Raw genomic sequence first — 26,663 nt, forward strand, 5'->3', positions numbered from 1 at the left:
TCCCTATGCAAAAAAAAGCGATCATTCTGCTTTCGGGCGGGCTCGATTCGATTACCGTGCTGGCGCTGGCCCAAAGCCAGGGCTACCATTGCCACGCGCTCAGCTTCGACTACGGGCAGCGACATAATGCGGAACTGGAGGCAGCCAGGCGCATCGCCGAACACTATCGGGTCGCCGAACATAAAATCATTCCGCTGGGGCTCGGCGCGATCGGCGGTTCGGCGTTGACAGACGACCACATCCCGGTGCCGACCACGCCGCAAACCGGCATTCCGGCCACTTATGTGCCGGCGCGCAATACGATCTTTCTGGCGTTCGCGCTGGGCTGGGCGGAAGTACTCAACGCCCGCGACATTTTCATCGGCGTAAATGCGGTGGATTACTCCGGTTATCCGGACTGCCGGCCCGAGTTCATCGCGGCATTCCGGAAACTGGCCGATCTGGCGACCAAGGCCGGCGTCGAAGGCGACCATTTTACGATCCATACCCCGCTGATTTCATTGAGCAAGGCCGACATCATCAAAACCGGGCTGGCTTTAGGCGTCGATTACAGCCAAACCGTATCCTGTTATGCCGCCGACGCGAACGGCCGTGCCTGCGGTTTGTGCGATGCCTGCCGTTTGCGCAAAAACGGCTTCGACGCCGCCGGCATCGAAGATCCCACTCGTTACCGGCCACCCCTTTAGCCCGGTCGATGCAATTCTCTCCGGCTTTCGGTTCAGCCGCGTAGGTTGGGCTGACGCCAGGAAGCCCAACAGATCGGGGTCTACAAGACCGATCCTGATGCACCCCTCTTCTCGGGCCAATGCAAATCGGCCATCCTGGCAATGACCCCGGCGAGTCCTGCCGAAATGTCGAACGCCCTCGCTCAAAGCTCCACGAGAACTTCCCCGAATCTGTCCGGTTTGAACCCGCCCGCAAAGACCGTTGTCGTAAAATCACTTCCATAAAGGCTCCCCACTGGCTTCCGTCCTAACGGACTCGACACGCCAAAGGCTCCACATGAAAATCATCACCGCCCGCAACATGCAAAAACTGATCGCCGCGATCGGCATCGAAAGCTTTTTCAACCGGCTGATCGCCGCGCTCGAACAGGATTTTCGGCGCTGGCATGACTTTCGAAAATCGTCCCGCCATGCCACCCGCTATGACCAGGGCGTGATCGAACTGATGCCGTGCGCGGACGACCGTTACTATGCATTCAAATACGTGAACGGCCACCCCGGCAATACCGCGCTCGGCAAACTCAGCGTGATCGCCATCGGCCAGCTCAGCGACGCCCTCACCGGCTATCCCCTGCTGCTTGCCGACATGACGCTGCTGACCGCATTCAGGACCGCCGCCGCCAGCGCCTTAGCGGCAAAGTACCTAGCCCGCTCCGATGCCGAAACGCTCGCGATCATCGGCACCGGGGCACAGGCCGAATTTCAGATTCTGGGCTTCAAACGGCTGTTCCCGCTCAAGGAAATCCGGTATTACGACAAAGCCCCTCAGGCGATGGCCAAATTCGCGCGCAATCTTGAAAACTCGGGTTTCCTCCTGACTCCCGCCGACTCGGTCCGGGCGGCGGTCCGACAGGCCGATATCGTGATCACCGCCACCGCCGCGCACGGCCGGCAGCGGTTATTCGGCTTGCAGGATCTCGCACCGGGCACCCATCTGAACGCAATCGGCGGCGATTGCCCCGGCAAGACCGAACTGCCTACGGAACTGCTCGAAGCCGTGAAGATCGTGGTCGAATACCTGCCGCAATCGCTTGCCGAAGGCGAAGTGCAGCAATGCGCGGCGGATCGCGTCCATGCCGAGCTGTGGGAACTCGCGGCCGGCATCAAGCCGGGCCGCGAGTCCCGCGAAGAGATTACCCTTTTCGATTCGGTCGGTTTCGCGCTGGAAGATTATTCGGCCCTGCGTCTGGTTTACGAACTGGCTTCCGAATATTCTGCAGGCGAGGAGCTGGAAATACTGCCGGAACCAGCCGATCCGAAAGATTTGTCCGGGCTGTTCAACCCCAGTCCCGTCGGCTAGAGCATTTTCATACCGCGTGCAGGGAATGCCTCACCTTCTGAAGGGTGCCCTGCCGTTGCCCCGTAGGGTACGCCGCGTACCTTTCGACATGGATGGTACGCACAGCGTACCCTACGGGCTAAACCCGTAAGATACCGGTGCCGAACAGGATATTTATCCCCTCCGTAACGTTTAGCATCGCGCGAACATAGAAGATGATTTTATGCTGGCGGTAGGTCTTCAAATGAGGGGAACGGGGTCATCAACCTCGTCCCGCGCAGGGGGATTGCCGAGATCCAGATGAGAGGGAAGTATGAGAGCTACCCCTCCTGGATTTCCGGATTTCGGCAATCCCTGACCGGGGCAGGCTCTGCCGGAATGACGTGTTTTCCTTACGAAGGCCATATTCCCAAAGCGAGAATGCGCTAAGGACGCCATTATTGCAAGAACAACAGCGGCAACCCACCCCGCAGGACAGCGGGACATTACCGACCGCAAGCCATCCCATCCATAAGACGCGAACGACCTGTCAACATTCGATCAGATTCACCGCCAGCCCGCCGCGTGAAGTTTCCTTGTATTTGGTTTTCATGTCGGCGCCGGTTTCGCGCATCGTCTTGATCACCTTGTCCAGCGAGACGAAATGGCTGCCGTCGCCGCGCAAAGCGATCCGCGCCGCATTGATCGCCTTGACCGCGCCCATCGCATTGCGCTCGATGCAAGGCACCTGCACCAGACCGCCGACCGGATCGCAGGTCAGGCCCAGATTATGCTCCATCCCGATTTCGGCCGCGTTTTCGACCTGTTCCGGGGTGCCGCCCAAGACTTCCGCCAACGCGCCGGCCGCCATCGAACAGGCCACGCCGACTTCGCCCTGGCAGCCGACTTCGGCCCCGGACAGCGACGCATTTTCCTTGTACAGAATCGCGATCGCGGCCGCGGTCAGGAGAAAGCGGATTACGCCTTCCTCGCCGGCGCCCTCGCAGAACCGCCAGTAATAATGCAGAACGGCCGGAATGATGCCGGCGGCGCCGTTGGTCGGCGCGGTCACCACCCGGCCCCCGGCCGCGTTTTCCTCGCTGACCGAAAGCGCGAACAGGTTCACCCACTCCAGCGTTCCGACCGGCAGGCCGGGCGTCTGCCTCGGAATCTCGCCAATCAACTGCTTGTAAAGATTCGCCGCGCGTCGCTTTACTTTCATCCCGCCCGGCAGGATGCCTTCTTCGCGCATGCCCCGTTCGACACAGGCCTGCATCACCCGCCAGATGTTCAGCAATTGTTGCCGAACCTGATTTTCGCCCTGCCAGGCTTGTTCGTTATGCATCATCAATGCGCTGATCGGCTTGTGACTCGCCGCGCACAGCTTCAGCAAGTCGGCACCGGTTTTAAACGGATACGGCAGACGTTCGTCGTGACGGGTCAGCTTGTCGGCCGCCGCTTCCCTGCCGGTTACCACGAAACCGCCGCCGATCGAGTAATAATCGGCCTGCAAAAGCTCTGCGCCCTTTTCGTCGAAAACGGCAAATCGCATCCCGTTCGAATGAAAAGGCAGGCTCTTGCGGTGAAACAGCAAGTCGGCCTGCTGATCAAAACGCACCGGATAGCGCTTTAACAAGCGGATGGCGCCGGCTTCGCGAATTGCTGCCAGCCGTCCCGGAATCACCGACGGATCGATCAGATCCGGCGCCTCGCCTTCCAGCCCGAGCAGCACCGCCTTGTCGGTGCCGTGCCCCTTGCCCGTCGCGCCCAGCGAGCCGAACAGCTCGACCTGAAGCCTAGCGATTCTCGCCGCCAGGCCCTGCGCTTCCAACTTGTTCGCAAACGCCATCGCCGCCCGCATCGGTCCGACCGTATGCGAACTGGAGGGGCCGATGCCGATCTTGAAAATGTCGAAAACGCTGATTGCCATGATTGCCTGCGAAAAATGTCGAAGAAAAGATTCAGTAAAGGGAAGTTATGCCTTTACGAAGACAGAAGCAATGACTATGCCAATAGAAGGAATATCTAATATATTAGACCGGGCTGCGTCCGTTCCCGTTCTCGGCTCGAAAGCCTCTGGATCAAAGTGTCGGAGGCGTTATCGCCCAAAGAATACGTTTGAAGACCAGCCAGAATTTCCTGGTCGTTTCCACAGCCGCCATTATGCCCCGCCCTGCAAAACACAAGCCTCGGAGTTCAAAGTAACCGAAAAATGATTATCGACCCGATCCTTAACGATGCGGACCCGGCAGCGCTTCCTTCCGGTCGGACAGCATCGCCACGAAACTGCTGGCTTCGGCGATCGTCTGCTCCATCGCCTGGATCAACTGGGCGATGTCGACCCCGATCACGACGAATTCGTTTTGCAGCGCGGCGATCGCCTGCGCGTTCAGATTATGCTTCAGGTACAGGACTTGATCCTTGAACGCGGACAGGACCGGATGGATCTTCGCTTCGGCCGTGCGCAGGGACTTGAGCAGGCGGGCGTAATTCTGCCGGGCCAGCCGGAGTTGTTGCTTGCTGTGGTTCCTGAGAGTGCGGCTATTGTATTCGTCGAGTTCCTTTTCCCACTCGGCGAACAGCGCCTCGCTGACTTCTTCGATCGCCCGGATCCGCGTGCTGACCGCCTCGGATTTCGCTCGGCAGAACTGGTATTTCCGGTTCAGCTGATGATAACGGTGTTCGAGCAGCGCATCGTTCACGTTCACCAGCATCTTGAAGCGCTGCAGGGCGTCCTCGAATTCGTTGCGGGTTTCCCTGAGGCTTACGCACGCCTGCTCGACCTGATGCACCACGATCGCGCGCTTGTGGTCGCCGCCGATCGTTTCCCGGGCGTTGTAATAGACCGATTTGATTTGTTTCAGGAATAAGCGCCGGATGAACGACACGGCATAAGCCATTAAGTCGCCGTCCGTCGGTTTATTGGATGCAGCCATTCAACGTACTTTGATTGATGAGAGTTATTTTAAAACGCGCGTCTTGGGCATACGCGCAAAACGCCTTATCGACAATCTGCCGCTCGGCCAGTTCCGCAAGGCTTGTGCCGGCGTCGATCGCAACGGATTTTACCAGGATCAATTCCCCGGCCGAGAGCCGTCCCGCCAGCCAGGCCGCGAGGCTGTCGGAAGTGATGTTCCAATTGGCGGGAATGCCCGCCCGATCGAGCTCGTCCGGATCCGGGGACCAGATCGACATGCCCGTGAAGCGGTCAAAATCGGCGACTTGCGAAATGATCCGCCAATCCGGTTTCAAGCCGTTGAACAGCAGCGCCATCTGCTGCATGGCCAAAATCGCCATCCGGTGCGCGGCCGGATCACCGAACCGCCAGCGTTGCTGCGCATCCCTGACCCGGTCCGCGAACAGGCCCCCGCCCGGCACCACCACCGCCCCGTCTGCGAATTTTCGCTCGATGGCCGCGAGGCAATCGGCCAGCGTACCGGCCGCTTCGAGACTGCCGCCGAGCTTGATCACGATCATGGCTTATCCGCAAACTGCCTGAGCAGATCGAGCAAGGCCGCCGCCTTATCGAAGCATTCCTGGTATTCCTCTTCGGCGACCGAATCGTTCACGATCCCGCCCCCGGCCCAGAAGCGGATCTCGCCGTGCGAATGCACCAGCGTGCGGATTGCGATATTGCTGTCCATGTTGCCGTCGAAGCCGATGTAGCCGATCGAGCCGCAATAGACGCCGCGCCGGTTCGGTTCGAGTTCTTCGATGATTTCCATCGCGCGGATTTTCGGCGCGCCGGTGATCGAACCGCCCGGGAAACAATGTTTCAACAAATCGAGCGCATGCTTGCCGTCGGCCAGCACGCCGGTGACCGTGCTGACCAGATGGTGCACGGTCGCATAGGTTTCGATCGCGAAGATTTTCGGCACCCTGACCGTGCCCGGCTTGCAGGTCTTGCCGATGTCGTTGCGGAGCAGGTCGACGATCATCAAATTCTCGGCGCGGTCTTTCGGGCTGTGCCGCAAAATCCGCATCTGTCGGCGGTCCTGGCGCTCGTCCGCTCTGCGGGGGCGAGTGCCCTTGATCGGCTTGGTTTCGACCACGCCGTCGGTCAGCTTCAGAAAACACTCGGGCGAGGAGCTCAGGATTTGTACTTCGGGAAAGTTCAGGTAGGCGCTGAACGGCGCCGCATTCAACTCGCGCAGCTTCCGGTAGGCGGTCCACGGATCGCCTTCGCAATCGGCCGAAAAACGCTGCGACAAATTGACTTGGTAACAGTCGCCCTCGGTCAGATAATGCTTGATCCGGTCGAAAGCCCGGAAATAGCCGGCCTTGTCCATGTTGGTCCTGATCTCGCCGCGCACCCGGAACGGCGCTGCCGGATGTGCTTCGGGCAGGCAGCCGAAGCGTTCGATCAGGCGCTGCCAGCGGGCCGGATCGCGCGCGATGCCGGCCAGATAGCTTTTCTTCTCGTGGTGGTCGACCACGACCGCCCATTCGTAGATCCCGACCGCCATTTCCGGAATATGCTCCCGATCGGCCGCGAGCGCCTGCAGATGCTCCAGCCGCCGGGCCAGATCGTAGGCAAAATAACCGATCGCGCCGCCCTTGAAAGGCAAATCGCCATCCTGCCGCGCGACGCTGCCGAGTTCCCGTTTGACCAGATCGAACGGATCGCCGCCCGATTCCTCGCAGCGCCCGTCCCGCTCGACCCGGGTCTTCTCGCCGTGCGTGACCAGGGTGCAGACCGGCTCGGCGGCGATGATGTCGTAGCGTCCGCGCGTATTGCCAGGATAGCCGCTGTCCAGGAAAACCGCCCAGGGTTCGCCCGCCATCGATGAAAACAACGCGGCGGTATTTTCAAAATAAGGCAGCGAATCCTTGCGCAAGTCAGAAAAAAGCATCGAGGCGACGGACGCGGTTAAAGCCAAGGCGAAAGGCAGCCGGCAGCGGGCGCATGATACGGCATGGCGCCCGGCCTGAAAATAATGAGGTCTGATTTGAAGTCATCGATAGTTCAGCGCTTCCTGCAACGCTGCCGCAAGTCGTAAAAGAGAAAAATCGGCGGCAATGAGGCTTGAATGACGGAAAAGTGCAACCGTTACGGATGAATGCGGACGATGGCGTATTGAGAAGGCCGCTATTGTAACATTGTTTGCCTTAATGCTCGACGCCGTTCCCACATTTCATCGATCCCGGCGCTCCGCTTTCGGAACGTTCAGCCGGCGGTGCGCCGAATCTTGCCGGAACCGCCATCCCGGCTCTCATTCGGCGCATTGCGCCTGCCTCCGTCCAGCTTCGCATTGAAAACGGGTCAGCGATTTTTCCAGGTCGGCAAGATGGGCCTCCATCGGTTTACCGACCCATAATTGCGGCCGGGAGGCTTCCAGTTTTTCCCACCGCTCGCGCTCCGCAATCGAGGCCGCGGCCGCCTTGAATGCCGGGATCAACGAAAACCGGCTCTGCAATTGTTGCTTGAACACCGCCTCGCCAAAATAGGTGAAATCCGATTCCGAACCGCAGCCGAAAGAGGTCCGATCGTGCGCCGCGGCCGTCGCCACCAGGGTATGCGGACCTTTCAACGCATCGACGAACGTGCCCGAATAACAGGCGGAAACCACCACCACCCGCCACTTGATGCCGGCCTGATCGAGCATCGCCTTCAGCTGTTCAGGAGAGAGGTCGTTCAACGGCAGCGGCCAAAACTCGACCGCCAGTTTGTGATCGCTGCCGCCGTGGCTGGTCAGGTACAGGAACAGCACGTCTTCGTCGGGGTTCATAATCCGGCCGATGCGTTTCAAGGCCTGGGCGAGATTGGTCGCGGTCGCAAGCGGCGTGTCTTCGAGCGTGTCGAGATGATTGACCAGGTTCAGCGAATGGCCGACCGTACCGAACCGTTCGTCGAACAGCCGTTTGATATAGTCCGCCTCGATCGAAAACACGTCTTCGGTCGCATAGCTGGCGAAACCGAGATAGAACAGATCGACGCGGCCTTTACGCGCCGGGCGCAGCCGGCTCAACGTTTCTTCGAGCAGAACCGGCTGCCGGTACATCAGCCTTTCGGCATCCAGCGCCTTGTACCTTGCATACGGATCGCCGTCCTGTACTTCCTGTTCTTCGGGCGAATACCAGAAATCGCGGTAATCCGCGAACCACTCGCCGGCAGGACCGGCCGACAACAGCACCAGCGCCATGCCGGCGGTCGTGGAACGCCAGCGCCCGCAAACCAGAAACAGGGCACGCCCGAGCAGAATCAACAGATACACCGCCGCCAGCCGCTCGAACCACAGGCCGAGATCGGGCCAGCTTTCGAACTCCCGTCCGTTCAGATAACGCGACACCGTCTGCAGCAAAATCAACGCAGGCGACAAGCTGTAAACCACAACCCCGATCTGCAGCGCCGCGTTTTCGCGCCGGACAAGCTTCGAAGTCAACCAAGCCGCCATCAGGAAACAGGCCAGCTCGAAGGTATAAACCGGCAGCGCGTAAAGCTGGAACTCCGGATCGGGCCAATACAGTAGATAACCGGAGCCGATTTCCAGCAGCAGATCGACAAGCAGAAGCAGCAAAAACGGGTCGAGACCGACAACGAAGTTTTCCGGACCGCGCTTGCGGAAAAACGCCAGGCGCAAGCCGTTGTGCAGATTCGTCGATAAATTGGATATTGGATTCATTCGGAGGCGAAACAGGCGCTGAAAAAATGGGAAGTATCCGATATTTTACCCGTTCGAGCCCTTGCCGGCCGCTTTTTGATCGCTACAAAACGGCCGGCAGTATATCGGACTCTAGCCACTAGCCGGACGGGATATTTATCCCGCCGCACTTAACTAAAACCCGTTGAGGGTGATATTTTTCATCAGGATTTCCATATAAGCCGGCGTATTCATAAACAATACATGTCGCTCTTCCCAATGCTGGCGATCATATCCCATTGCCTCGACCAGTTGATAAGGGGTCGGTGTAACGATAAAACTCTCCAGCCGAATATGCTTATCGGATAGGCGCTGTTCGATTTCCTTAATAGTTTTATGGAAACGCACCTTGTCATGCTCCGGCCCTTCATGGGTAATGCCATGCGGTTCGATAAAGGCGATGACCTGTTGTTCGCCCTTAACCGACCATAAGATAAAATCGGGATAGAAATTGCCCGCCTCGAAAAAACCTATGCCACTGCCGCGCGATTTATTGCGCAACAGAAAAATGGATGTTTTGTTTTCGAGCAGTCTGGATTCATTGGCTCCCAGCCACCCCATCAAATCCACGACGAAATTCTTCTCGCTGTCGTTTAGCGAAACCGGGGCAATCGAAATCGGACAGCCTTTCTCGGCATACAATAACGGCTGATATAAATGATTAGCCAATAAGCAGGCTTTTAATTGTCCAGCTTCGATCAGTTTGGGCTTTTTCGAGTGTACGGCCTGTTCGATTTCTGTTTTTAATTTTTCGATGTCGCCTATCAACTGTTTTTCGCTGGCATCGACGATCAATTGATAGGACTCATCCGGCTTTGGCAAATTGCCGTCACTTGCATCCAACTCCCGAACTTCAAGCCGGGGCCGAATAAACTCGTCCATGGAATACAAGTAATACCGTTTACAGTATTTTTTCAGCAACTCCAAGGCAATTTGATTCCAGACGCGCACATGGGCATAGTTATTCATCGCCATCAGATTTTTCGGCACGTAAAGTACATACCAATCATGACGTTTCAACAGGCTATGGATGGCTTGCGGCACAATGATCAGGCTGTACAGATTTTCCCTGGCCTTGTACTGCTCCAAGTCGAAATAAAGCTTGTTGATGTCGAGAAAGGCAATATGCTCTTCGCTGAAAACGGCTTCATTCGCATTGACGGCAGCGGTACCCGATTTTACACCTTGCGCAACGATTGCCTGAATCTTGGGATACCAGTCCGCTTCGATGCGGTTTTTGCGCATCGCCTCCGGCACCCCGCCGAGTAAGGGCATCGCTCCGTCGCGGGTAAAACTGTATTCGCGGCCGTCGCTTTTTTTCAGCTTGGGCCGGATCACTTTCAATTTATGGCCAAAATCGTAAGTGACGTTCATCGGAATCTGGAACACTTCCTTGCGGTCATTGGCCGGCAAGCCTTCTTCTTTCAAAAAGTCGCGGAATTTCTCCATAAAATCGGCCTGCACCCCGAATACATTCAAGGTTTCCAGATAATGAATATATTCCGGTTGTTTAACGGGAGTCACCGCCCACGAACGTTTCAACGACCACTCATAGCCTTTCAAACGCACGCCCCGGCCAAAAAGCTGAATGATTTGCGAACCCTCGCTGCGGCCGACACGCATCAAACCCAAGGTAGAAACCCGCCAGCAATCCCAGCCTTCCACAAACTTTTTCGCGCCGATCAGCAGATTGATCGGCGAGGACGATTCCTTGATGCCGGCGAATTGCGCGGCTACAAAATCGCTGTCATCCAACACAATATTCGGGCAGGACTCTTGTACGTGTTTAGCCAGTCCCAACGCATCGCCGACATTGATCAAGCCGAAATGCTTATCCCCATGACCGGCTTTCAAAACCAACTCGCCGCTATCCCCTTTCAAACGCAGAACATGCAATTGACCGCCGGCGCGGTTGTTGAATAACGCGCCGAGGATGTCGGCGTGCATCTCGGCAGCCTTCTCGCCTTTTTGCAGTTGCTTGCGCAAAAACAAAAAAGCGCCGTGGAAAATATCGTGGCCGTTCCTATCGACCAAACCGGTCGATGTGCCGTTGTCATGCAACAAGGTTTCGATCGTTTTGACGGCTTGCTGCGGCTCGGCCAGAAATCGGTTAATGAAACGCAACACCTGCACAATATCGGAGACTGTGTCATCAACGACCGTCTCGCCTTTCTTATTTTTTTCGGTTGCTTTGGAAACGCTCGAACCCACAAACACCCAGAGCGGCTTCTCGATGTTATAAGCCGCATACTGAGGCTTGCGTTCGCGGTACAAGCGCAACTGCTGGTAAAAACTCAGCAAACAGGCCGATAGGTATAAAAACTCGTGATCGGTTTGCGCTTTGGGAATATTGAAGATGCGATAGTCCTTGCCGTAACCGTCTTCATAAAAATAACGGTAGGAATAATCGAACAATACCGCTTTGGCATAACTCTCTTCGATTTTGGCATTGCCCGCGGCTTTGACCGCCTCTTTGAACGTCGCCGAATATTCGAACGCAAAGCCTTTTTCTACCAGCCGTTCGCGCTGCTTCATCCAGCCTTCCTCTTCCGCCTTGCCCATGCCGCGATGGCCTTCGTCAACCAAAATCAGGTTCTGATCGCCGAGGTTGCGGGTAGCGATGGTATTCGGGCCGTCCTTATCGCCCAGCTTGGTGATCTCGATAAAATCGATCCGGCTCAAATGGCCGTAACCGCTGGCAAAGATATTGGCGGTGCTACCGATGTCATTGTTATCCAACACCAATCTCGATACTTCTATACCGCTCTGTTTCAACTCCTGTTCATGCTGGTTGCTCAAGCCTTCGTTCGGAGTAATCAACAAGGTGCGTGTCACGGCGTCATGCTTGCCTGCTTCCTTGGCGTAATGCGCGAACTGGCGATAGTTGATGTGCATCAGCAGGGTCTTGCCGGAGCCGGTCGCATTTTGCAGACACAGTTTGTTTAATTCGTCCGCGCTGTATTCGCTGATACCGGTGCTGTACTGCTTGGCTTGCCAATGGTCATTAAAGCGCCGCACATAATCGTTCAATTGCTCCAAGAGTTTATCGCGGTCGGCAAAGTAGTGGTGCAGATAAATTTCCGCAAACAACAACGACAGCCATTGGTAATATTTCCATTCGATCGGCCGGTCCCGGCCTTCGTTGAGCCATAGCGTATGGTCGACGATGTTTTGCTCGTAGTTGAGCAGTGCCGCCGGGCTCAAGGTGGCGCCCGGTTGCCAGTGGTTTTTCAATTGCTGATAAAAATAATGCAGGTTATCGCTATCCAATCCTTCCCGGCAATCGCGCAGTTGTTTCGCCAGCAACTGCATGGGACGCACCCGGCGGTTGCCGTCTTGATGTTCGGCAAAAGTATCGATGCCCAGCAAAGACATGATCCATTGGTTCAGTATCAGCTTGTCGGCAAACGGTAATGTTTGTCCGGTCTTCTTGCCGCCGGTTTTAACGGCTTTGGGTTTTACTGCCATTTGAATCGTCTCGATGTAGGGTGGATAAGCGAAGCGCATCCACCAAATTTGCCTTCCATGGTGGATGCGCTTCGCTTATCCACCCTACCTTAATCACTCGCAATCGATGTTTTTTATGTTATCCGGCAATCCGCCGGCACCCCAGCCAACGTCATACCAACCGGCTGAAACAAATTTTCTAAATGATGAATAAGGCCATTCACCAGGAGAGCTGACCAAGCCATGTTTAACAGGATTGAAATGAATATAATCCACATGCCGCCGCCAGTCGTTCTCATCGCGAATAGCATGCTCCCAAAACCGTCGCTGCCAAACATCGCGTTCGCCCGATCGTCTTCCCGAATCACCGATACGTTTGGAAACATATTTTTTGATTTCCCGCCAACGCCCTGAAAAATCCGCGTCTCCGCTGGGTAAGCGCCAAAGGCAATGCAGATGGTCGGGTAAGATCACGATCGCCTCGATCTCCAAAGGCCGTACTGCCATCACCTGTTTAAATGCGGCCCGCAAAATATCGACATGGGTCGGTTCGGAAAACACCGGCCGGCGTTGATAGGTAACCACAGTAAAAAAGTAGTGGCCTCCGCGGACAAATAAGCGGCGGTATTCGCTCATCGATTCTGCCCAATGGTGGATGCGCTAGCGTTTATCCGCCCTACCTGAAGCTGCGGCCTGTAGGGTGGATAAGCCGTCAGGCGTATCCACCGCATGCTCTGACAGGCTTTTTGTGCCGCGCCGGCGTAACGCGATCTCGACCTGCGGGCATCTTCGTCTTTGGTTTGCAGTCATGCCTTATTCCCCGGACCACATCGCGGTATGAAATGCTTCCTCGATCAGACGCACTTTGATTTGTTCGCCTTCGATCACCGGATTGGGCAAGGTATGGCTGCCGTTGATGTAAATCGCGCCATAGGTGTGTTCGCGCGGGGAGATTTGCAGCTTATCCAGCAGGTATTTTTGCAACACCGCATTGTCTTTTTCCGGGTTATCGGTCAGCTTGCGCCAGACGATCAAGGTCGGGATTTTCGACGAATTGTCGCCCGGCACTTTCAACGTATAGCCTTCGATCAGGCGAAACCAATAACGCGGTTCATCGTGGTCGTGATGCTTGGTGGATGCGGCTCGCGCCTTATCCACCCTACTATTGTCATCCATCGTGGACGTAGGGTGGATAAGGCGCGAGCCGCATCCACCGGATTCTCCGGCATCCAAGGCCACCGGCTTCAGCCGCGTACAGCGCAAGCGGGTGTTTTGATCTTGCGGCAAGTCGGGATCGGTTTCTCGCGCGAATTCCGCCGAAAACGTTTGCGGCGCTGCCATGTGCCGCACCCACAAGCCGATCAGCCAGTTAAAGGTTTCGACCAGATCAATGGTTTGCAAGTTTTGCTCGCCGCTGCCCGGCTTCTTGATCCGCATTCGGTAAGCGGTCGGGTCGCGAAAATCGGCGATGTTCAACAGGCTTTGGCTGCCTTGAGTTTCCACGTCCAAGAAATAATTGAGCAAATAATCGCGGCGCAACTCGGGATTGTTCGCCAAGGCCGTATCGCGGGCGGCATCCTCTTTGAAAACCAGGTTGTTCAACACGTCTTCGTAGCTTTCCAGGCGCAGGTACTTGAAGCAGTGGCTGATGCCTTGTCGGGAAACAGGTTTGCCGTCTTTCCAGTCTTTGGAATAGACGACTTTTTGGATGCGGGGTTTTAGGACAGTATTGAAATGATCGCCCTGTTCGATCAAAACGTACTTTCGTAATCCTGAATCTTTGCGGTTAAGACTGATGACCGAATGCGCCGTTGTACCCGAACCGGCAAAGAAATCAAGAAAAATAGCTTGCATGTCTCCCATGTAATCGAACAATCTGGCAATGACGGATGGTTCTTTCGGATTACGAAATGCGTCAGCTCCCATCAAGTTACGCAACTCCACCACTGTGGGTTGTTGGCCTTTGTAAAACACGCTCGGCATCACTTGAACATTTGATCCCTCTTCGTTCGCATCAGTCGAGCGGCGTTTGACATCGGGATCAAAATCCATCGCTACATAGTTCAAGTAGCGTTTGAGCACTGGCGGATCATTATGGTCGGCGCGAAACTCGATAAAATCGTGATTCAGATACAGCTGAAATTTTTCCGGAGTTGAAAAGCGCCACCCACTATCAGGCACTTTGCAGGGCTTTCCCGTTTCAGGATGAATCACGTCGTATCTTGGACCATTGCCTCCCGGCCAGCTAATATCACCATCACGCCATATGCCATTTCTATCCACTCGGTTGTAACGACGATGTTTTAATGCCGGATGGTCTTTATCGAGACTTTGATAAAACGCTCTAATTCCTGCCTGAATAGCCGCATAATCACCACCATGTATTTTTTTTAATCGGGCATACTCGGCGAGAATTTCATCCGAACCAGGTTTTTCCTCTCGCCACGTAGTATCTTGCGCTTTGAGCAAGGCGGTGTTTTTTCCGTAGACCAGCATATAATCATGCCCAAGAGAAAAATATTTCGCATCGTTCTTTCGGCCTTTTTCCCATACCAAATCCGCGATGCGATTGTTGAGGCCAAAAACCTCGTCTTTTAACTCCAGTAAATGCAACAATTCTTCCCGTCCAATCGCCGAAGTAATGGTTCCATCCTCTCGGATGAGTTGTTTACTCAAACCGAGCCGGCCAAACATCATTGAACACCAACTCGAACTTTGATAGCTGTCCTTGTAACAAAAACCATCGCCATCGGTATTATACGGCGGATCAATGTAAATACATTTCACCTGCTTCCGATATTTCTCCTGCATCAACCCCAACGCCTGAAAATTCTCGGAATGGATCAGCACGCCGTCGCATTGCGCGTCCAAATCGGGAATTTTGGCCAGCAACCGCTGTTTGAAACCTTCGTCGAATAACGCGGTATCGACCAGCAGAAATGGATTGGCTTTGAGAAACTCCAGCGTGAGCGGATTGCTGTAGCCGGGGCGCGCTGGATCCGCGGCAATTTCGTCGATAGCAAACAACTTTACCCATTCCTCGCGCTGCCGGCCGCTGGCGGCAATTTCGGCATAAAAGCTTTCCGGTATGCGGTCCAGGGTGATGCAATAATGGCTTTCGGTGACGAATTTTTTCTTCAGCCAAAGCTTCTTTTGGAATTCTTCGAGTTGCGCCAGGAACGCAATCAGTTGCTGGGCAATCCGGCGCAACACGCGTATTTTGGACAGGTAGTGTTCGACTTGCGGCACGTCGGCGTTCTCGATGTCGTCGAGGCGCATGATTTCATTCTTGATGTAAAAATCCAGCTCGCGGCGCAGGAATCCGCCGAGGTTTTTATGGATGAAGTAATCCATGGTGTTGCGCGCGGCGTATTTTTGCAGGTATTTGCCCAACAGGGTGCGTTTGTCCTTGCTGTCGGTCGGCGCGGGCAACGTCAGTCCTTTGAGAAAATCCGCCGCTGCCGGTTGGTTTTGCAATGCCTTGACGATGGCGGCTTCCGCTTCTCGCAGCCGGGTTTCCTGCCATTTATTGTCCTGGCCGGTTTTTTCGGCGTCGGGACGGTATTCGAAGTTGATTTGTAGGGTGGATAAGCCGTTAGGCGCATCCGCCATGGGCGCGTCGGTATCGATGGATGCGCTACACTGGTCCACCCTACGTTCGCCGTCGATGAATTCAACCGGCCTCGCGGCGTGGATCAAGAAAAAGCGTTTCTGCTCGCTGGCGGCTTTGATGTTGCCGTGCTCGCCTTCGCTCGCCTCGACGATGCGGAAGTGGACCTTCAGCGGTAGCTGACCGCCGTGGTCGGCAAAGGCTTCCAAGCCCTGGCCTTTGGCTTTTTGCGCTTCTAGGCGGATCGCTTCGTTAAGGTCGAAACTGTAGTTGGTCAGGTATTCGCTGCTCTTGATGTAATACTGGTCCTTGTTCGCCCAGTGCAGGTAAACCTCGCGCCCGTCATAAGGCACGGCATAAGGCGCGGCGCGGCTGTCGCTTTCGCGGGCGTAATAACGGCGCGACATGAAGTCGCCGTTGTCGTAATAGCGCTCGAAAAAACGGTAGAGATGGTCGTAGACTTCGCTTTCGGCATTGCCGCCGTCCTTGGCCTGTTCATAAAGCGCTTTGGCTTCTTTGACGCCGTCTGTTTCTTCCGGGTTGGGCGCGCCGAATCTGTTGGCTTGTTCAAGCGCCGCTTCATAGTTTGCCCTGGCTTCCGCAATCCGGTTTTCATCGGCTTCGCCGAAAGCATCCTGAATGACTTTGAGCAAGTCGTTTTCCAGAAAGTGCGTAACCTGCACGCTCTTGGCGTGCATGATTTTGTAAAAGCCAAAATCCAGTTCCGGCTGGTCGAGTTGGAACAACTCTTTCAGCAGATTGATCAGGCGGATACGGTATTTTTCGGTGTTGCTCATTAGAATTTTTTAGAAAATTGAAGTTTTAGCCCTATTCAAGCCTGTCTTGAGCTTTCCGCTCAATCGACAAGCTTACTTTGCTGCGTTGTTAGTTTGTTTTATTAATGCCATCCTTAGAAGCTGTCCTGCAAAACATCACAAGCATTTTGCAAGGGTTAATTCGATCCTGGCAATCCGTACCCCGTTTTCAGCGGTGGCGGTGAGGACTTCAAAATTCTTGGCTAAGGATTTGGCCGATATTAACTTCCTGGCATGGGTGGTAAACCTGCCAGGTTTTAAAAACCTGGCAGGTCTTTGGCCGGGAAGTGATTTGGAGCTAAATCCTAAGCGCCGAAACAGTCCAAGCCAGGCAAAAGTCCGCTCCACCACCCAACGTTTAGGCAACACGGCAAAGCCATCTTTGATTTTCACGGAAATATGCAGCGTCATCTGTAGATGAACATGTAGCAGATTACCCAGGGTATCGACCACGATATGGCGTTTGCGTCCCTTCACCTTTTTGCCGCCGTCGATGCCGTGTTCCTCGCTGTCATACTGGGTTTTCGCGCTTTGAGAGTCGATAATCCCGTAACTGGGGCCGGGTTGACGCTGTTTTTTTCGATGCATCCTGTTCAATTGATCCAGCGCTGCTTCCCAAACACCGCTTTTACTCCACTGCAAGCAATACGCCTTTGGACAACGGCGATTTTAAGGCGAACAAAGCGGCTTCAATCTGATGCGGATTCAGATCAACGCTGGCATCGAATAGGGATTGTGATAGCCGGCCTATCCCGTTGGGCGCATGCTGCCGTGTAAGCTCATGCGCGAAATATTTCGCATGGAATGATGTGATCACTTGCAAGAATTAACTATCTCGGAACATTTCATCGCAACCCTTTCAGGAAATATGCTTTGAACACGCACAGCGGCAAAACTCGCCGTTTGATAGTGTCTAAATGTTTCAGGAAAATTTTACGATGGCGGAGTAACGAATCCCGTAGGCAAAGGCGAAACAATAGGCTGAAAGGCAATGTATTCTAATTGCTTGCCGGTACGGTCTAAAAAACGCTACTCAGCCAGGCTTTCTTTGATCCTCCTGACGCGCATCGGTAACCTGACTGTCTCTTTAACCCGCTAGGCGCGAAGATAAACGGTTTTTCCTGCAGCGCCCGGCCTAACGAAAATTTGAAGCGAACAATAGGCAATTCATATTGAGAAGTCAACTTTTTGCAAACGGCAACAGGGCAATCGCGCCATGTTGAAACTTCCGCCGGACCGAGCGGGATGGGATTTATCGCCCCGTTCGTCTGTTTGAAAATTCTCCGCAAACACCAAATCATCTTTCCTGTCCATCCCGCTTTAAACGTTACGGACGGGATATAGCCCGTCCGGCCCGGTCCGGCGTTTGGACCGCTGCGCCACAACGCGAATCTTCGGAAAATAAGACATAGCGCGATTGCCCTGCAAACAGCAACAGTTGCGTTTACCGGCAATTCCGATACACTCACTCCATTTACCACTCTTTCCCGAACGTTTGATTATGCGCGATTCCAATCCCAGAACCGTTTACCTCAAAGACTACACCGTACCGGAATATCTGATTCATAACGTCGATCTGAGCTTCACGCTGGACGAGAAAAACACCCGCGTCGTATCGAGGCTGACGATGTGCCGGAATCCGGCCAGCCGGTCGAGCGATACCTCGCTGACTCTGACCGGCGAAAATCTGAAATTGGTCCGGGTGGTGTTGAACGAAGACAGCGAACTGGGCGACAAGGACTATCTGCAAACGCCGGATTCGCTGATCATCCACGAAGTGCCGCAGCAGCGCAGTTTCGTGCTGACGATCGAAAACACGATCGACCCGAAAGCCAATACCGCGCTCGAAGGCCTGTATCTGTCCAACGGAATGCTGTGCACGCAGTGCGAGGCGGAAGGGTTCCGCAAAATCACCTATTTTCTGGACCGCCCGGATGTGATGGCCACGTTCACGACCACGATCGTCGGCGACAAGGACCGCTTTCCGGTGCTGCTGTCGAACGGCAACAGGGTCGGCGGTGGCGACCTGCCGGACAACCGGCACTGGGTTTCCTGGAAGGACCCGTTCAAGAAGCCCTGCTACCTGTTCGCGCTGGTCGCGGGCCGGCTCGAATGCGTCGAGGACCGTTTCACGACGATGTCCGGCCGCGACATCGCGCTGCAGATCTTCGTCGAGAAACACGACCTGGACAAATGCGATCATGCGATGCAGTCGCTGAAGCATGCGATGGCCTGGGACGAGCAGGTCTATGGCCGCGAATACGATCTGGACCTGTACATGATCGTCGCGGTCGGCCATTTCAACATGGGCGCGATGGAAAACAAGGGGCTGAACATTTTCAATACCAAGTTCGTGCTGGCCCGCCCCGATACCGCGACCGACGCGGACTATGAAAATATCGAAGGGGTAATCGGGCATGAATATTTCCATAACTGGACCGGCAACCGGATCACCTGCCGCGACTGGTTCCAGCTCAGCCTGAAGGAAGGCTTCACGGTGTTCCGCGACCAGGAATTCACCGGCGACCGCACATCCCGAGCGGTCAAACGCATCGAGGACGTGAACATGCTGCGCACCCGTCAGTTCGCCGAAGACGCGGGTCCCCTGGCGCATCCGATCCGGCCCGACGCCTACATCGAGATCAACAACTTTTACACGCTGACCGTCTATGAAAAAGGCGCCGAAGTCGTGCGGATGCTGCACACGCTGCTCGGCGCGGCAGGCTTCCGGAAAGGCAGCGACCTGTATTTCGAACGCCACGACGGCCAGGCGGTCACCTGCGACGATTTCGTCAGCGCGATGGAAACCGCGAACGGGGTCGATCTCAGCCAGTTCCGCCGCTGGTATGCGCAGGCGGGCACGCCGGTGGTCGGCGTCGCGCAGCATTTCGATGCCGCGCAAAAGACGCTTTCGCTGACGCTTTCCCAGCATTGCCCGCCGACGCCGGGGCAAACCGCCAAGGAACCGCTGCATATTCCGGTCGTCACCGGACTGATCAACCGAGACGGCTCCCCGGCGCTTTGCCGTCTCGGAGAAAACGAGGCAGCAGCCGAGCAGGTCGTCCTGGAATTGACCCAGGCGAAGCAGGCCTTCGTATTTTCAGGGCTGGAGGAAGAACCGGTCGTTTCGCTGCTGCGCGGTTTTTCCGCGCCGGTCAAACCGGCTTTGAACCGGCCGCCCGAGGAACTGGCGTTCCTGCTGAGCCACGACCCGGACACCTTCAACCGCTGGGATGCCGGCCAGCAGTTGGCGGTGCAGGTGATGTCGGGATTGATCGCCGATTATCGGAACGGCGCGAAATTGGCCGTTAATCCGCTGTTGATCGACGCCTACCGCAAAGTGCTGGAACAATCGTGGGACGATTTGTCCTATTTTTCGCTGCTGATGACGCTGCCTTCGGAGCTGTACCTGACCGAGCAGATGCGCGTGGTCGACGTCGAGGCGATTCATCATGCCCGGGAGGCGGTCGCCAGGGCGCTGGCGGAACAGCTGCGCGAACCGCTCGAAACGCTCTATCTGCGCTACCACCGCGACGAGTCCGGCCGCTTCGATGCCGGCGCGATCGGCCGCCGCCGCATCAAGAATACCTGCCTCAGCTATCTCGCGCAGCTCGACGCGGACTGGGCTCGGCACTGGTCACTGCAGCAGTTCAACACCGCCAAGAACATGACCGACCAGCTCGCCGCACTGACCGTGATCGTGAATCATCCGCATCCGGCCCGGCAGCAATGCCTGGACGGCTTTTACCGTCAATGGCGGCACGAAGCGCTGGTCATCGACAAATGGTTTGCGGCCCAGGCGATGAGCCCGATGCCGGGCACTTACGAAAGGGTGCTCGGCCTGCTCGGCCATCCGGCCTTCGACATCAGGAATCCGAATCGGGTCCGCTCATTGATCGGAGCGTTTTCGCAGTCGAATCCGCTGCATTTCCATGCCGCCGACGGCCAGGGTTACCGCTTTCTGGCCGACCGGATTATCGAATTGAACGGCTTGAATCCGCAAGTCGCCTCAAGGATGGTCGGCGCCCTGACTTCATGGCGGCGCTATGACGAAAACCGCCAGAACCGGATGAAAGCGGAGCTGGAACGAATCGTCTCGACTGAGGTGATTTCGAAAGATGTTTATGAATTGGCGGCAAAGAGTCTGGCCTGACCGCCCTCCTCCCGAAACCGGTCAAGAAAAGGCGGGAGCTCCCCGCCTTTTCTATCGCGCCAGCCATATCCTGCATCCACGGCGGGAGATACGCGTTTTTCGATAAGAAACCCCGCAGTTATCCTTTGAAAATCAATTACCTCACTCCGGACGATAGATATTCAAGCTATCCATTGAGTACCCTTTTATTACCCTTTTTGAGTCGTTTACAAGGTTCTGCCAGCCCAATAAACTAACCCCGCTGGCGAAAATTAAAGGAAAATTCTGCGTTGATGACTTCGAGCAAGCAAGCTCATATACCAATAAGGAAGAAGTTCGGAAAACGTAACGCGACGGAGCGATATATCCCTCCCCCCGGCGCCGCAAGACCGATTATTCTGACCGAGACGGATCTCAGGCAAAAAAGCAGTCCAGAATATAGGATCATCTGACAGGGTGACCAAGTCATGGTGGAAACCCTCAGCGCACGGCGGTATCCGAAAAAAGGGGTAGATCGCGGCGGACATAGGACTACAGGCTGCCAATAACGCGACCGCCAGCTTATTTTTTTGCGGCTGAAACCGGACGGACCTGGTTTCGGCTTTCGCACAAAATGCTGATGCTCCCGAAAATCAACGTAACTAAGGAAGTTTTCGATGAAATATGTAGCCATCATAGAACCCACCAATAAAGGCTTTTCAGCTTATAGCCCGGATATCCCCGGATACATCGCAAAAGGCGTCACGGAAGAAAGCGCCAAAGACGCTCTGAAAGAAGCCATCTCCTACCATATCGAGAAACTGAGGGAAGTAGGCCTCGATATTCCCAGAAGCTATTGCAGGGCGGAAACCATTGATATTGCCACCTGACCCTTTTTGCCGGCCACGACAAACTCCCCGGCAACTTTCCGGAAATCGGCAAGGAAGAGGCGTAGCGATTCGCACTGCGGCATAGAGTCAAACGGTGGCTGACGCTTAAAGCCATTGCCGCCCTGGTTCGAAAGTTCGTCTCACAAGGCAAGCAAACGATGAAAGGAGTTACAGGGGCGTGCCGCTGACTTACCGATGCGAATTGTTTTTTACTCTCCCCAGAGCGATCCGCAACGGTATTCAGTCACTCCTACAGGCAATTGGCCAGTAAGATGGCACGTTTCGGGGCCGGCAAACCTTCTACCGTCAATTCGGGCGCGTTCGGATCGAGAAAGTCCGGCAGCGAGTGAAACGGCATCCATTCGGTGCTGCGCTGTTCTTCAACGCCGGTAGGCGTCACGTCAACCGTGCGGATATTGCCGAAGCGGCAGCGCCTGAGCCAACTCTCCAGCGTCGCAAGGCTGGGGATGAACCAGACGTTGCGCATGTTCGCATAACGGTCTTCCGGCATCAGCGTCTCTCCCAGCCGGCCGTCGATAATCAACGTTTCGAGCACCAGCTCGCCTCCGGGCCTCAAGCAATCCCGCAGTTCGAGCAAATGATCGATCGGTGACCGCCGATGATACAGCACACCCATCGAAAATACCGTATCGAAGGCTTTCAGCCCCGCCGGCAACGCTTCGAGCCCGAAAGGCAGCACATCCACCGGCGCAGGCCCGTAGAGCGATTTGACCAGCCGGAACTGGATCACATTCAGCAGCAGAGGATCGATTCCGACGACCGCTTTTGCGCCTGCCCCGAGCATCCGCCAGCAGTGATAGCCGCTGCCGCAGCCGACATCCAGCACCAGCCGGTGCGCGAGGGGGGCAATATGGTCCTTGAGCCGGTTCCATTTCCAGTCCGACCGCCATTCGGTATCGATCCGGATGCCGTAAAGCTCGTAAGGCCCTTTGCGCCAGGGGATCAGTTCGCGCAGTATTCCCAACAGTAGCTCCCTATCCGTTTCGGCGATATCTTCGGCGCAGCCGATCCGCACGGTATCTTCGGTCAGGCAGCGCTGCGAAGGCGGCAACACGGGCAAACGGTCCAGCAGCGCCAGCCAATGCGGCAGTGAGCCGTGCCGGGCAGGATCCAACGCGGCAGCGATTTGCGCAGGCAGGCTGTCCGCCCACTCCCCCGCCCCGGCTTCCCTGAGCGCGGCGTATAAATCCTGATGGCCGTTCATTTCAAAGCGAGGATCGAAGCGAAATTGAAATATTGGAACCAGACTTCCGCGCTGGCGAATCCGGCTTCGAGCAGACGGCTTTGATGCGTCTTGAACGTCTCCGGAATCAGCACGTTCTCCAGCGCGCTGCGTTTCTGGCTGATCTCGAGTTCGCTGTAACCCTGCGCCCGTTTGAAAGCATGATGCATTTCGGTCTGGAGCTCCTGCTGCCGTGGATCGTCGAAGCACAGTTTTTCGGAAAGAATCAACAATCCGCCCGGCAGAAGTCCCTCCTGGATTTTTCGAAGGAAAGGCCGGCGGTCTTCGGGCGGAATGAATTGCAGCGTAAAATTCAGCACCACGACCGACGCATTTTCGATCGCAATGTCGCGAATGTCCGCGCAGCGGATTTCGACGTTCGCATGGGGCACCTCTTTTTGTAGGCGTTCGCGAAAACGCGAAACCATCGCTGCCGAATTATCGACCGCCACGATCCGGCAATGAGGCGCTTCGATCTGTTGCAGCATGCTGAAAGTCGCGGCCCCCAGCGAACAGCCCAGATCGTAACAAACGCTGTCCGGGCGGGCGAAACGGCCGGCCAGCAGCCCGATCGCCGCGATGATCGCCTGATAGCCCGGCACGGAGCGCCCTATCATGTCGAGGAAAACCTCGGCGACTTTGTCGTCGAATTTAAACGCTTCGATCGCCCCTATAGGACGGGCATAAATAGAATCTTTGGACTGAGTCACTGGAAAAAAGAGTCAATGCGGGCCGCCGATAGAGGCAATGTCTTCGGCAGCAAGGGATCGACCGATCCGGAATCACATCAATGTCGTGTCGAGATGGCCGAATTTGACGGCAAGACGGGTCAACTCCACGTCGTTTTTGATCTTGAGCTTTTCATAAACCCGGTAGCGGTAGGTATTTACCGTCTTGCTGCTGATCGACAGCATTTCGGCCATTTCCTGTATCGTTTTGCCCTGCAGGATCAGCGTCACGATTTCGGCCTCTCGCTGGGACAATTTGCCGAACGGCGACTGGTGGTTGTCGAGCAGATTTTGAAAAGCCAGATTATTCGCCACATCGCTGCACAGATAGCGCTTGCCCTCGATCGCCTTACGGATTGCGCAGATCATCTCTTCCGCCGAAGAAGATTTGGAAATGAAGCCCAATACGCCCAGCTTCAATAACTGTTGCGGGATCGGGCCGTCGTTATATGCCGACAGGCCGATGATTTTGATGGCCGGATTCTGCCGCAGAATGCGCCGGCTCGCTTCCACGCCGCCGATGCCCGGCATGCTGACGTCCATCAGTATCACGTCGGGAGCCATTTCGCCTACCATGGCCACAGCCTGCTCGCCGGAGTCGGCAACCGCCACGACTTGAATTTCATTATCCGAATTCAGCAGTGCCTGAATGCCTGTTCTTACCAATTGATGATCATCAACGAGGAGCACACTAATCATAATCAATTATTTTTAATCTTATAATCAGTCAATCAGCATTGTCGTGGACCGGTAAAGCCGGCAATACATTCCATGAGGCCGCCATTATAACGGCTACGGCCATGTTTGTCTGTATCTTAAGGAATGGCTAAATAACCCTAAGACAATCAAAATGATTTTACCGGCGGCACAGCGGCCGATTTTTACAGTGCTTGTATATCGAAGCCCGCTCATTCATCATAGCCTTCATTGAGGTAGATTTTCGAGTCGGAATACCCCATCCCTCTCGAACTTTTCATTTAACCGTGTTACTAAACTAAAAAGGAGAAAATGATGACAACCGAAATCGCATCCAGAATAGCGGCGTCCCTGATTCCGGCCTTTTTGCTGATCGGAGCGGGCGGGCCGGCGTTGGCGAAAGAAAATGCGGATATCCAGAGAACGGTTTTATTGCAGCAACAGGTGACATTGCCCAGCCCCAACGTGAACGGGAGAGTGATTCGGGTCAATTTTCCGGTAGGGTTCAAAACGCCGCGCCACACGCACGAGGGACAGGGACCGCGATACGTGGTCAAAGGCACGCTGCAAGTAGTGGAAGGCGACAAAACAGGCATTTATTCGGCCGGTGAAGTCTTCTGGGAAACCGGCCAATCGATGACCGTGGAAAACATCGGCGGCGAACCGGCCGAATTGATCATTTTCGAAATGGGAAAAGGTCATTGAGATGGGCCGCCGGCTGAGCCTGCTGCTGTTATTGTTGTATTGGGCCCAGGCTTCGGCAAAGCCGCCGACGCCCCTGCTCTGGGAGGTCAGCGACGAAGACAATAGCATTTATTTGCTCGGCTCGTTCCACATGCTGAAGGCGGAAGATTATCCGCTGGCCGATCCGGTCAATAAAGCATTCGACGAAGCCGGCAAGGTCTACTTCGAAGTGTCCCCGGACGAACTAAACGACGTTGCACGGGTTCAATCGCTGATGAAGACCGGCATGATCGCCGGGGACGGAACGCTCGAACAGAGCCTGCATCCTGAAACCTGGCAACGGCTGCAAAGCTACTGCGAAGCGAACGGTTTGCCGCTCGACACGTTCCGGACGATGAAGCCCTGGCTGGCCGCCTTGACGATAGCAAGCCTGGAAACCGTGAAAGCCGGCTATCTGCCCGATCTTGGATTGGACAGGCATTACATGGAAATGGCCGCGATCGCCCACAAGGAAACGGCCGGACTGGAAAGCCTGAGCCAGCAATTCAGTGTTTTCGATCGTATGGAAGCCAAGGAACAGGAATTGTTCTTGAACCAGACGCTAAAAGATATGCGGGACCCGCGGCAATTGCACGAACTGCATCGGCACTGGCGCAACGGGGATGCGGACGGCCTGCTGCAGTTGCTGCGCCAGGATACGGTGAATGAAATCCCCGAATTTTACCGCCGCCTGAACAGCGAAAGAAACCGCGCCTGGCTGCCGCAAATTGCCGCCTTCCTGAAGGAGAACCGGGAAGGCAGCGCTTTGGTCGTGGTCGGCAGCCTGCATTTACTGGGCGCCGAGGGGCTGATCGAATTGTTGAGGCGGCAGGGATTCCGCACGGTCCAGGTGCAGTAAAAGAGGATCAATGCTGCGTGCCGGTATCGGCGCGATAAATCGATAACTTGTCGGCCAGCAATTTTTGCACGTCGATCCGGTCGAAATGGTATTGTTTGTTGCAGAATTCACAGCCGACTTCGACCGCGCCTTTCTCTGCGAGGAGATGCGCAAGTTCCTGCTGCCCGAGCGTACGTAGCGCGTATTCGATTTTTTGCTTCGAACAGGTGCATTCGAACCGTACCGGTTCCGCATCGAAGAGCCGGACTTTTTCTTCATGAAACAGGCGGCGCAGCAGAGATTCGCAGTCGAGACTCAGCATCTCCGGAGCAGTCAGCGTATCGGCCAGCATCACGATACGCTCCCAATCGGTTTTGAAATCCTTGTGTTCGGGCAATTCCTGTAGCAGCAAGCCCGCCGCGACCTGTTCGTTCGCGAACAGCCAGAGCCGGGTGTCGAGCTGTTCGGACTGAACGAAATAAGTCTGCAAGGCAGCAGCCAGATTGGCGCCTTTCAGCGGCACGATGCCCTGATAAGGGTCGGCGTTGTCCGGCCGGATCGTCAACACCAGCCGGCCCTCCCCGAACATCGATTCGAGGTGCCCACTTTGCACTTCGCCGGCATGCCGGACCAGTCCTCTGATCTTGCGATCGTGCGTCGCTTGCGCAACCAAGGTCCTGAACGCGCCGTCGCCCTGCGCCTGCATGATCACGGAGCCTTCGAACTTGATCGTGGCCGACAGCAGCACCGCCGCCGCCAGCGCCTGACCCAGCGTTTCCTGCACGACCGCATTGCCGTGCTGATTGAGTTTTGCGTTTTGCCAGCTGTCCGATAATCGGACCCATTCGCCGCGCACTCCGCACTCTTCGAAAATGAATCGGCGTAAAATGTCTTCTTCCATTGGTCTTTCCGGATAAGTGAACGCCCTAATTATAACC

At 55.5% G+C, this 26,663-nt stretch carries 18 protein-coding genes and 1 pseudogene; 6 read left to right on the forward strand and 13 right to left on the reverse strand.

The features are described 5' to 3' along the window. The first annotated feature begins 5 nt into the window (after positions 1–5). Together queC and METAL_RS13655 are read left to right on the forward strand one after the other, a co-directional pair. Entirely contained in the window at positions 6–686 is a 681-nt protein-coding gene (gene queC, locus METAL_RS13650) for a 7-cyano-7-deazaguanine synthase QueC (protein WP_005373153.1), read from the forward strand. Between the two features lie 316 nt (positions 687–1,002). Further along, entirely contained in the window at positions 1,003–2,025 is a 1,023-nt protein-coding gene (locus tag METAL_RS13655; protein WP_005373155.1) for an ornithine cyclodeaminase, read from the forward strand. Between the two features lie 508 nt (positions 2,026–2,533). Here METAL_RS13655 and METAL_RS13660 read toward each other — a convergent pair. The 9 genes and pseudogenes from METAL_RS13660 to METAL_RS22190 form a co-directional block, all read right to left on the reverse strand. Continuing rightward, positions 2,534–3,913, reverse strand: a complete 1,380-nt coding sequence (locus tag METAL_RS13660; protein ID WP_005373157.1) for an L-serine ammonia-lyase — start codon at positions 3,911–3,913, stop codon at positions 2,534–2,536. A gap of 301 nt (positions 3,914–4,214) precedes the next feature. Continuing rightward, positions 4,215–4,919 (reverse strand): DUF2959 domain-containing protein, encoded by a 705-nt coding sequence (locus METAL_RS13665; protein WP_157203342.1) that lies wholly within the window; start codon positions 4,917–4,919, stop codon positions 4,215–4,217. After that, a complete protein-coding gene (locus tag METAL_RS13670; RefSeq protein WP_005373160.1) occupies positions 4,903–5,460 on the reverse strand; it encodes an amino acid kinase family protein in 558 nt (185 codons plus the stop codon). Before METAL_RS13670 ends, METAL_RS13665 begins: the two co-directional genes overlap by 17 nt. After that, positions 5,457–6,836 (reverse strand): aminodeoxychorismate synthase component I, encoded by a 1,380-nt coding sequence (gene pabB / locus METAL_RS13675; protein ID WP_005373162.1) that lies wholly within the window; start codon positions 6,834–6,836, stop codon positions 5,457–5,459. The genes METAL_RS13670 and pabB overlap by 4 nt, the downstream gene beginning before the upstream one ends. Positions 6,837–7,196: 360 nt before the next feature. Continuing rightward, on the reverse strand, positions 7,197–8,606 hold the full coding sequence (locus METAL_RS20045; protein WP_005373164.1) for a C13 family peptidase: 1,410 nt from the start codon (positions 8,604–8,606) through the stop codon (positions 7,197–7,199). A gap of 153 nt (positions 8,607–8,759) precedes the next feature. Next, positions 8,760–12,092, reverse strand: coding sequence for a DEAD/DEAH box helicase family protein (locus tag METAL_RS13685; protein WP_245549376.1), 3,333 nt, complete (start codon positions 12,090–12,092; stop codon positions 8,760–8,762). Positions 12,093–12,185: 93 nt separating this feature from the next. After that, positions 12,186–12,707 carry an REP-associated tyrosine transposase gene (locus tag METAL_RS13690; protein ID WP_005373168.1) on the reverse strand — a complete coding sequence of 174 codons (522 nt, stop codon included), beginning with the start codon at positions 12,705–12,707 and terminating at the stop codon, positions 12,186–12,188. Positions 12,708–12,884: 177 nt separating this feature from the next. Beyond that, positions 12,885–16,478: a site-specific DNA-methyltransferase gene (locus METAL_RS13695; RefSeq protein ID WP_005373169.1), complete on the reverse strand. Its 3,594-nt coding sequence runs from the start codon at positions 16,476–16,478 to the stop codon at positions 12,885–12,887. A gap of 324 nt (positions 16,479–16,802) precedes the next feature. Further along, a pseudogene (locus METAL_RS22190) lies at positions 16,803–17,060 on the reverse strand (transposase); the annotation flags it as partial. Positions 17,061–17,997: 937 nt separating this feature from the next. On the opposite strand from METAL_RS22190, the gene pepN reads away from it, so the two are divergent. Together pepN and METAL_RS13715 are read left to right on the forward strand one after the other, a co-directional pair. Continuing rightward, the gene (gene pepN, locus METAL_RS13710) at positions 17,998–20,649 is read left to right on the forward strand and encodes an aminopeptidase N (RefSeq protein ID WP_005373171.1); all 2,652 of its coding nucleotides are present in this window, start codon (positions 17,998–18,000) and stop codon (positions 20,647–20,649) included. Positions 20,650–21,284: 635 nt separating this feature from the next. Continuing rightward, complete coding sequence (locus METAL_RS13715; RefSeq protein WP_005373173.1) at positions 21,285–21,497, forward strand: type II toxin-antitoxin system HicB family antitoxin; 213 nt, start codon at positions 21,285–21,287, stop codon at positions 21,495–21,497. A gap of 250 nt (positions 21,498–21,747) precedes the next feature. On the opposite strand, the gene cmoB is transcribed toward METAL_RS13715, so the two are convergent. From cmoB to METAL_RS13730, 3 genes are all read right to left on the reverse strand, one after another. Then, complete coding sequence (gene cmoB / locus METAL_RS13720) at positions 21,748–22,722, reverse strand: tRNA 5-methoxyuridine(34)/uridine 5-oxyacetic acid(34) synthase CmoB (protein ID WP_005373175.1); 975 nt, start codon at positions 22,720–22,722, stop codon at positions 21,748–21,750. Then, positions 22,719–23,450, reverse strand: coding sequence for a carboxy-S-adenosyl-L-methionine synthase CmoA (gene cmoA, locus METAL_RS13725; RefSeq protein WP_005373177.1), 732 nt, complete (start codon positions 23,448–23,450; stop codon positions 22,719–22,721). Before cmoA ends, cmoB begins: the two co-directional genes overlap by 4 nt. Positions 23,451–23,522: 72 nt before the next feature. Next, the gene (locus METAL_RS13730; protein ID WP_005373179.1) at positions 23,523–24,167 is read right to left on the reverse strand and encodes a response regulator; all 645 of its coding nucleotides are present in this window, start codon (positions 24,165–24,167) and stop codon (positions 23,523–23,525) included. Between the two features lie 312 nt (positions 24,168–24,479). On the opposite strand from METAL_RS13730, the gene METAL_RS13735 reads away from it, so the two are divergent. After that, a complete protein-coding gene (locus METAL_RS13735) occupies positions 24,480–24,869 on the forward strand; it encodes a cupin domain-containing protein (protein ID WP_005373181.1) in 390 nt (129 codons plus the stop codon). Between the two features lies 1 nt (position 24,870). After that, complete coding sequence (locus tag METAL_RS13740) at positions 24,871–25,746, forward strand: TraB/GumN family protein (protein ID WP_005373183.1); 876 nt, start codon at positions 24,871–24,873, stop codon at positions 25,744–25,746. Positions 25,747–25,753: 7 nt separating this feature from the next. Here the strand turns inward: METAL_RS13740 and hslO are convergent, their stop codons facing one another. Next, positions 25,754–26,626, reverse strand: coding sequence for an Hsp33 family molecular chaperone HslO (gene hslO, locus METAL_RS13745; RefSeq protein WP_005373184.1), 873 nt, complete (start codon positions 26,624–26,626; stop codon positions 25,754–25,756). Positions 26,627–26,663: the final 37 nt, after the last annotated feature.

The organism is Methylomicrobium album BG8 (assembly GCF_000214275.2).
GTDB classification, from domain to species: Bacteria; Pseudomonadota; Gammaproteobacteria; order Methylococcales; family Methylomonadaceae; genus Methylomicrobium; species Methylomicrobium agile.

What these genes read in the sequence shown, in the direction of transcription:
- hslO (WP_005373184.1), bottom strand. Translation starts at nt 26,626, where the DNA reads ATGGAAGAAGACATTTTACGCCGATTCATTTTCGAAGAGTGCGGAGTG.
- METAL_RS13655 (WP_005373155.1), top strand. Translation starts at nt 1,003, where the DNA reads ATGAAAATCATCACCGCCCGCAACATGCAAAAACTGATCGCCGCGATC.
- queC (WP_005373153.1), top strand. Translation starts at nt 6, where the DNA reads ATGCAAAAAAAAGCGATCATTCTGCTTTCGGGCGGGCTCGATTCGATT.
- METAL_RS13660 (WP_005373157.1), bottom strand. Translation starts at nt 3,913, where the DNA reads ATGGCAATCAGCGTTTTCGACATTTTCAAGATCGGCATCGGCCCCTCC.
- METAL_RS13685 (WP_245549376.1), bottom strand. Translation starts at nt 12,092, where the DNA reads ATGGCAGTAAAACCCAAAGCCGTTAAAACCGGCGGCAAGAAGACCGGA.
- cmoB (WP_005373175.1), bottom strand. Translation starts at nt 22,722, where the DNA reads ATGAACGGCCATCAGGATTTATACGCCGCGCTCAGGGAAGCCGGGGCG.
- METAL_RS13740 (WP_005373183.1), top strand. Translation starts at nt 24,871, where the DNA reads ATGGGCCGCCGGCTGAGCCTGCTGCTGTTATTGTTGTATTGGGCCCAG.
- METAL_RS13695 (WP_005373169.1), bottom strand. Translation starts at nt 16,478, where the DNA reads ATGAGCAACACCGAAAAATACCGTATCCGCCTGATCAATCTGCTGAAA.
- METAL_RS13715 (WP_005373173.1), top strand. Translation starts at nt 21,285, where the DNA reads ATGAAATATGTAGCCATCATAGAACCCACCAATAAAGGCTTTTCAGCT.
- METAL_RS13670 (WP_005373160.1), bottom strand. Translation starts at nt 5,460, where the DNA reads ATGATCGTGATCAAGCTCGGCGGCAGTCTCGAAGCGGCCGGTACGCTG.
- pepN (WP_005373171.1), top strand. Translation starts at nt 17,998, where the DNA reads ATGCGCGATTCCAATCCCAGAACCGTTTACCTCAAAGACTACACCGTA.
- METAL_RS13690 (WP_005373168.1), bottom strand. Translation starts at nt 12,707, where the DNA reads ATGAGCGAATACCGCCGCTTATTTGTCCGCGGAGGCCACTACTTTTTT.
- METAL_RS20045 (WP_005373164.1), bottom strand. Translation starts at nt 8,606, where the DNA reads ATGAATCCAATATCCAATTTATCGACGAATCTGCACAACGGCTTGCGC.
- pabB (WP_005373162.1), bottom strand. Translation starts at nt 6,836, where the DNA reads ATGCTTTTTTCTGACTTGCGCAAGGATTCGCTGCCTTATTTTGAAAAT.
- METAL_RS13735 (WP_005373181.1), top strand. Translation starts at nt 24,480, where the DNA reads ATGACAACCGAAATCGCATCCAGAATAGCGGCGTCCCTGATTCCGGCC.
- METAL_RS13730 (WP_005373179.1), bottom strand. Translation starts at nt 24,167, where the DNA reads ATGATTAGTGTGCTCCTCGTTGATGATCATCAATTGGTAAGAACAGGC.
- METAL_RS13665 (WP_157203342.1), bottom strand. Translation starts at nt 4,919, where the DNA reads ATGGCTGCATCCAATAAACCGACGGACGGCGACTTAATGGCTTATGCC.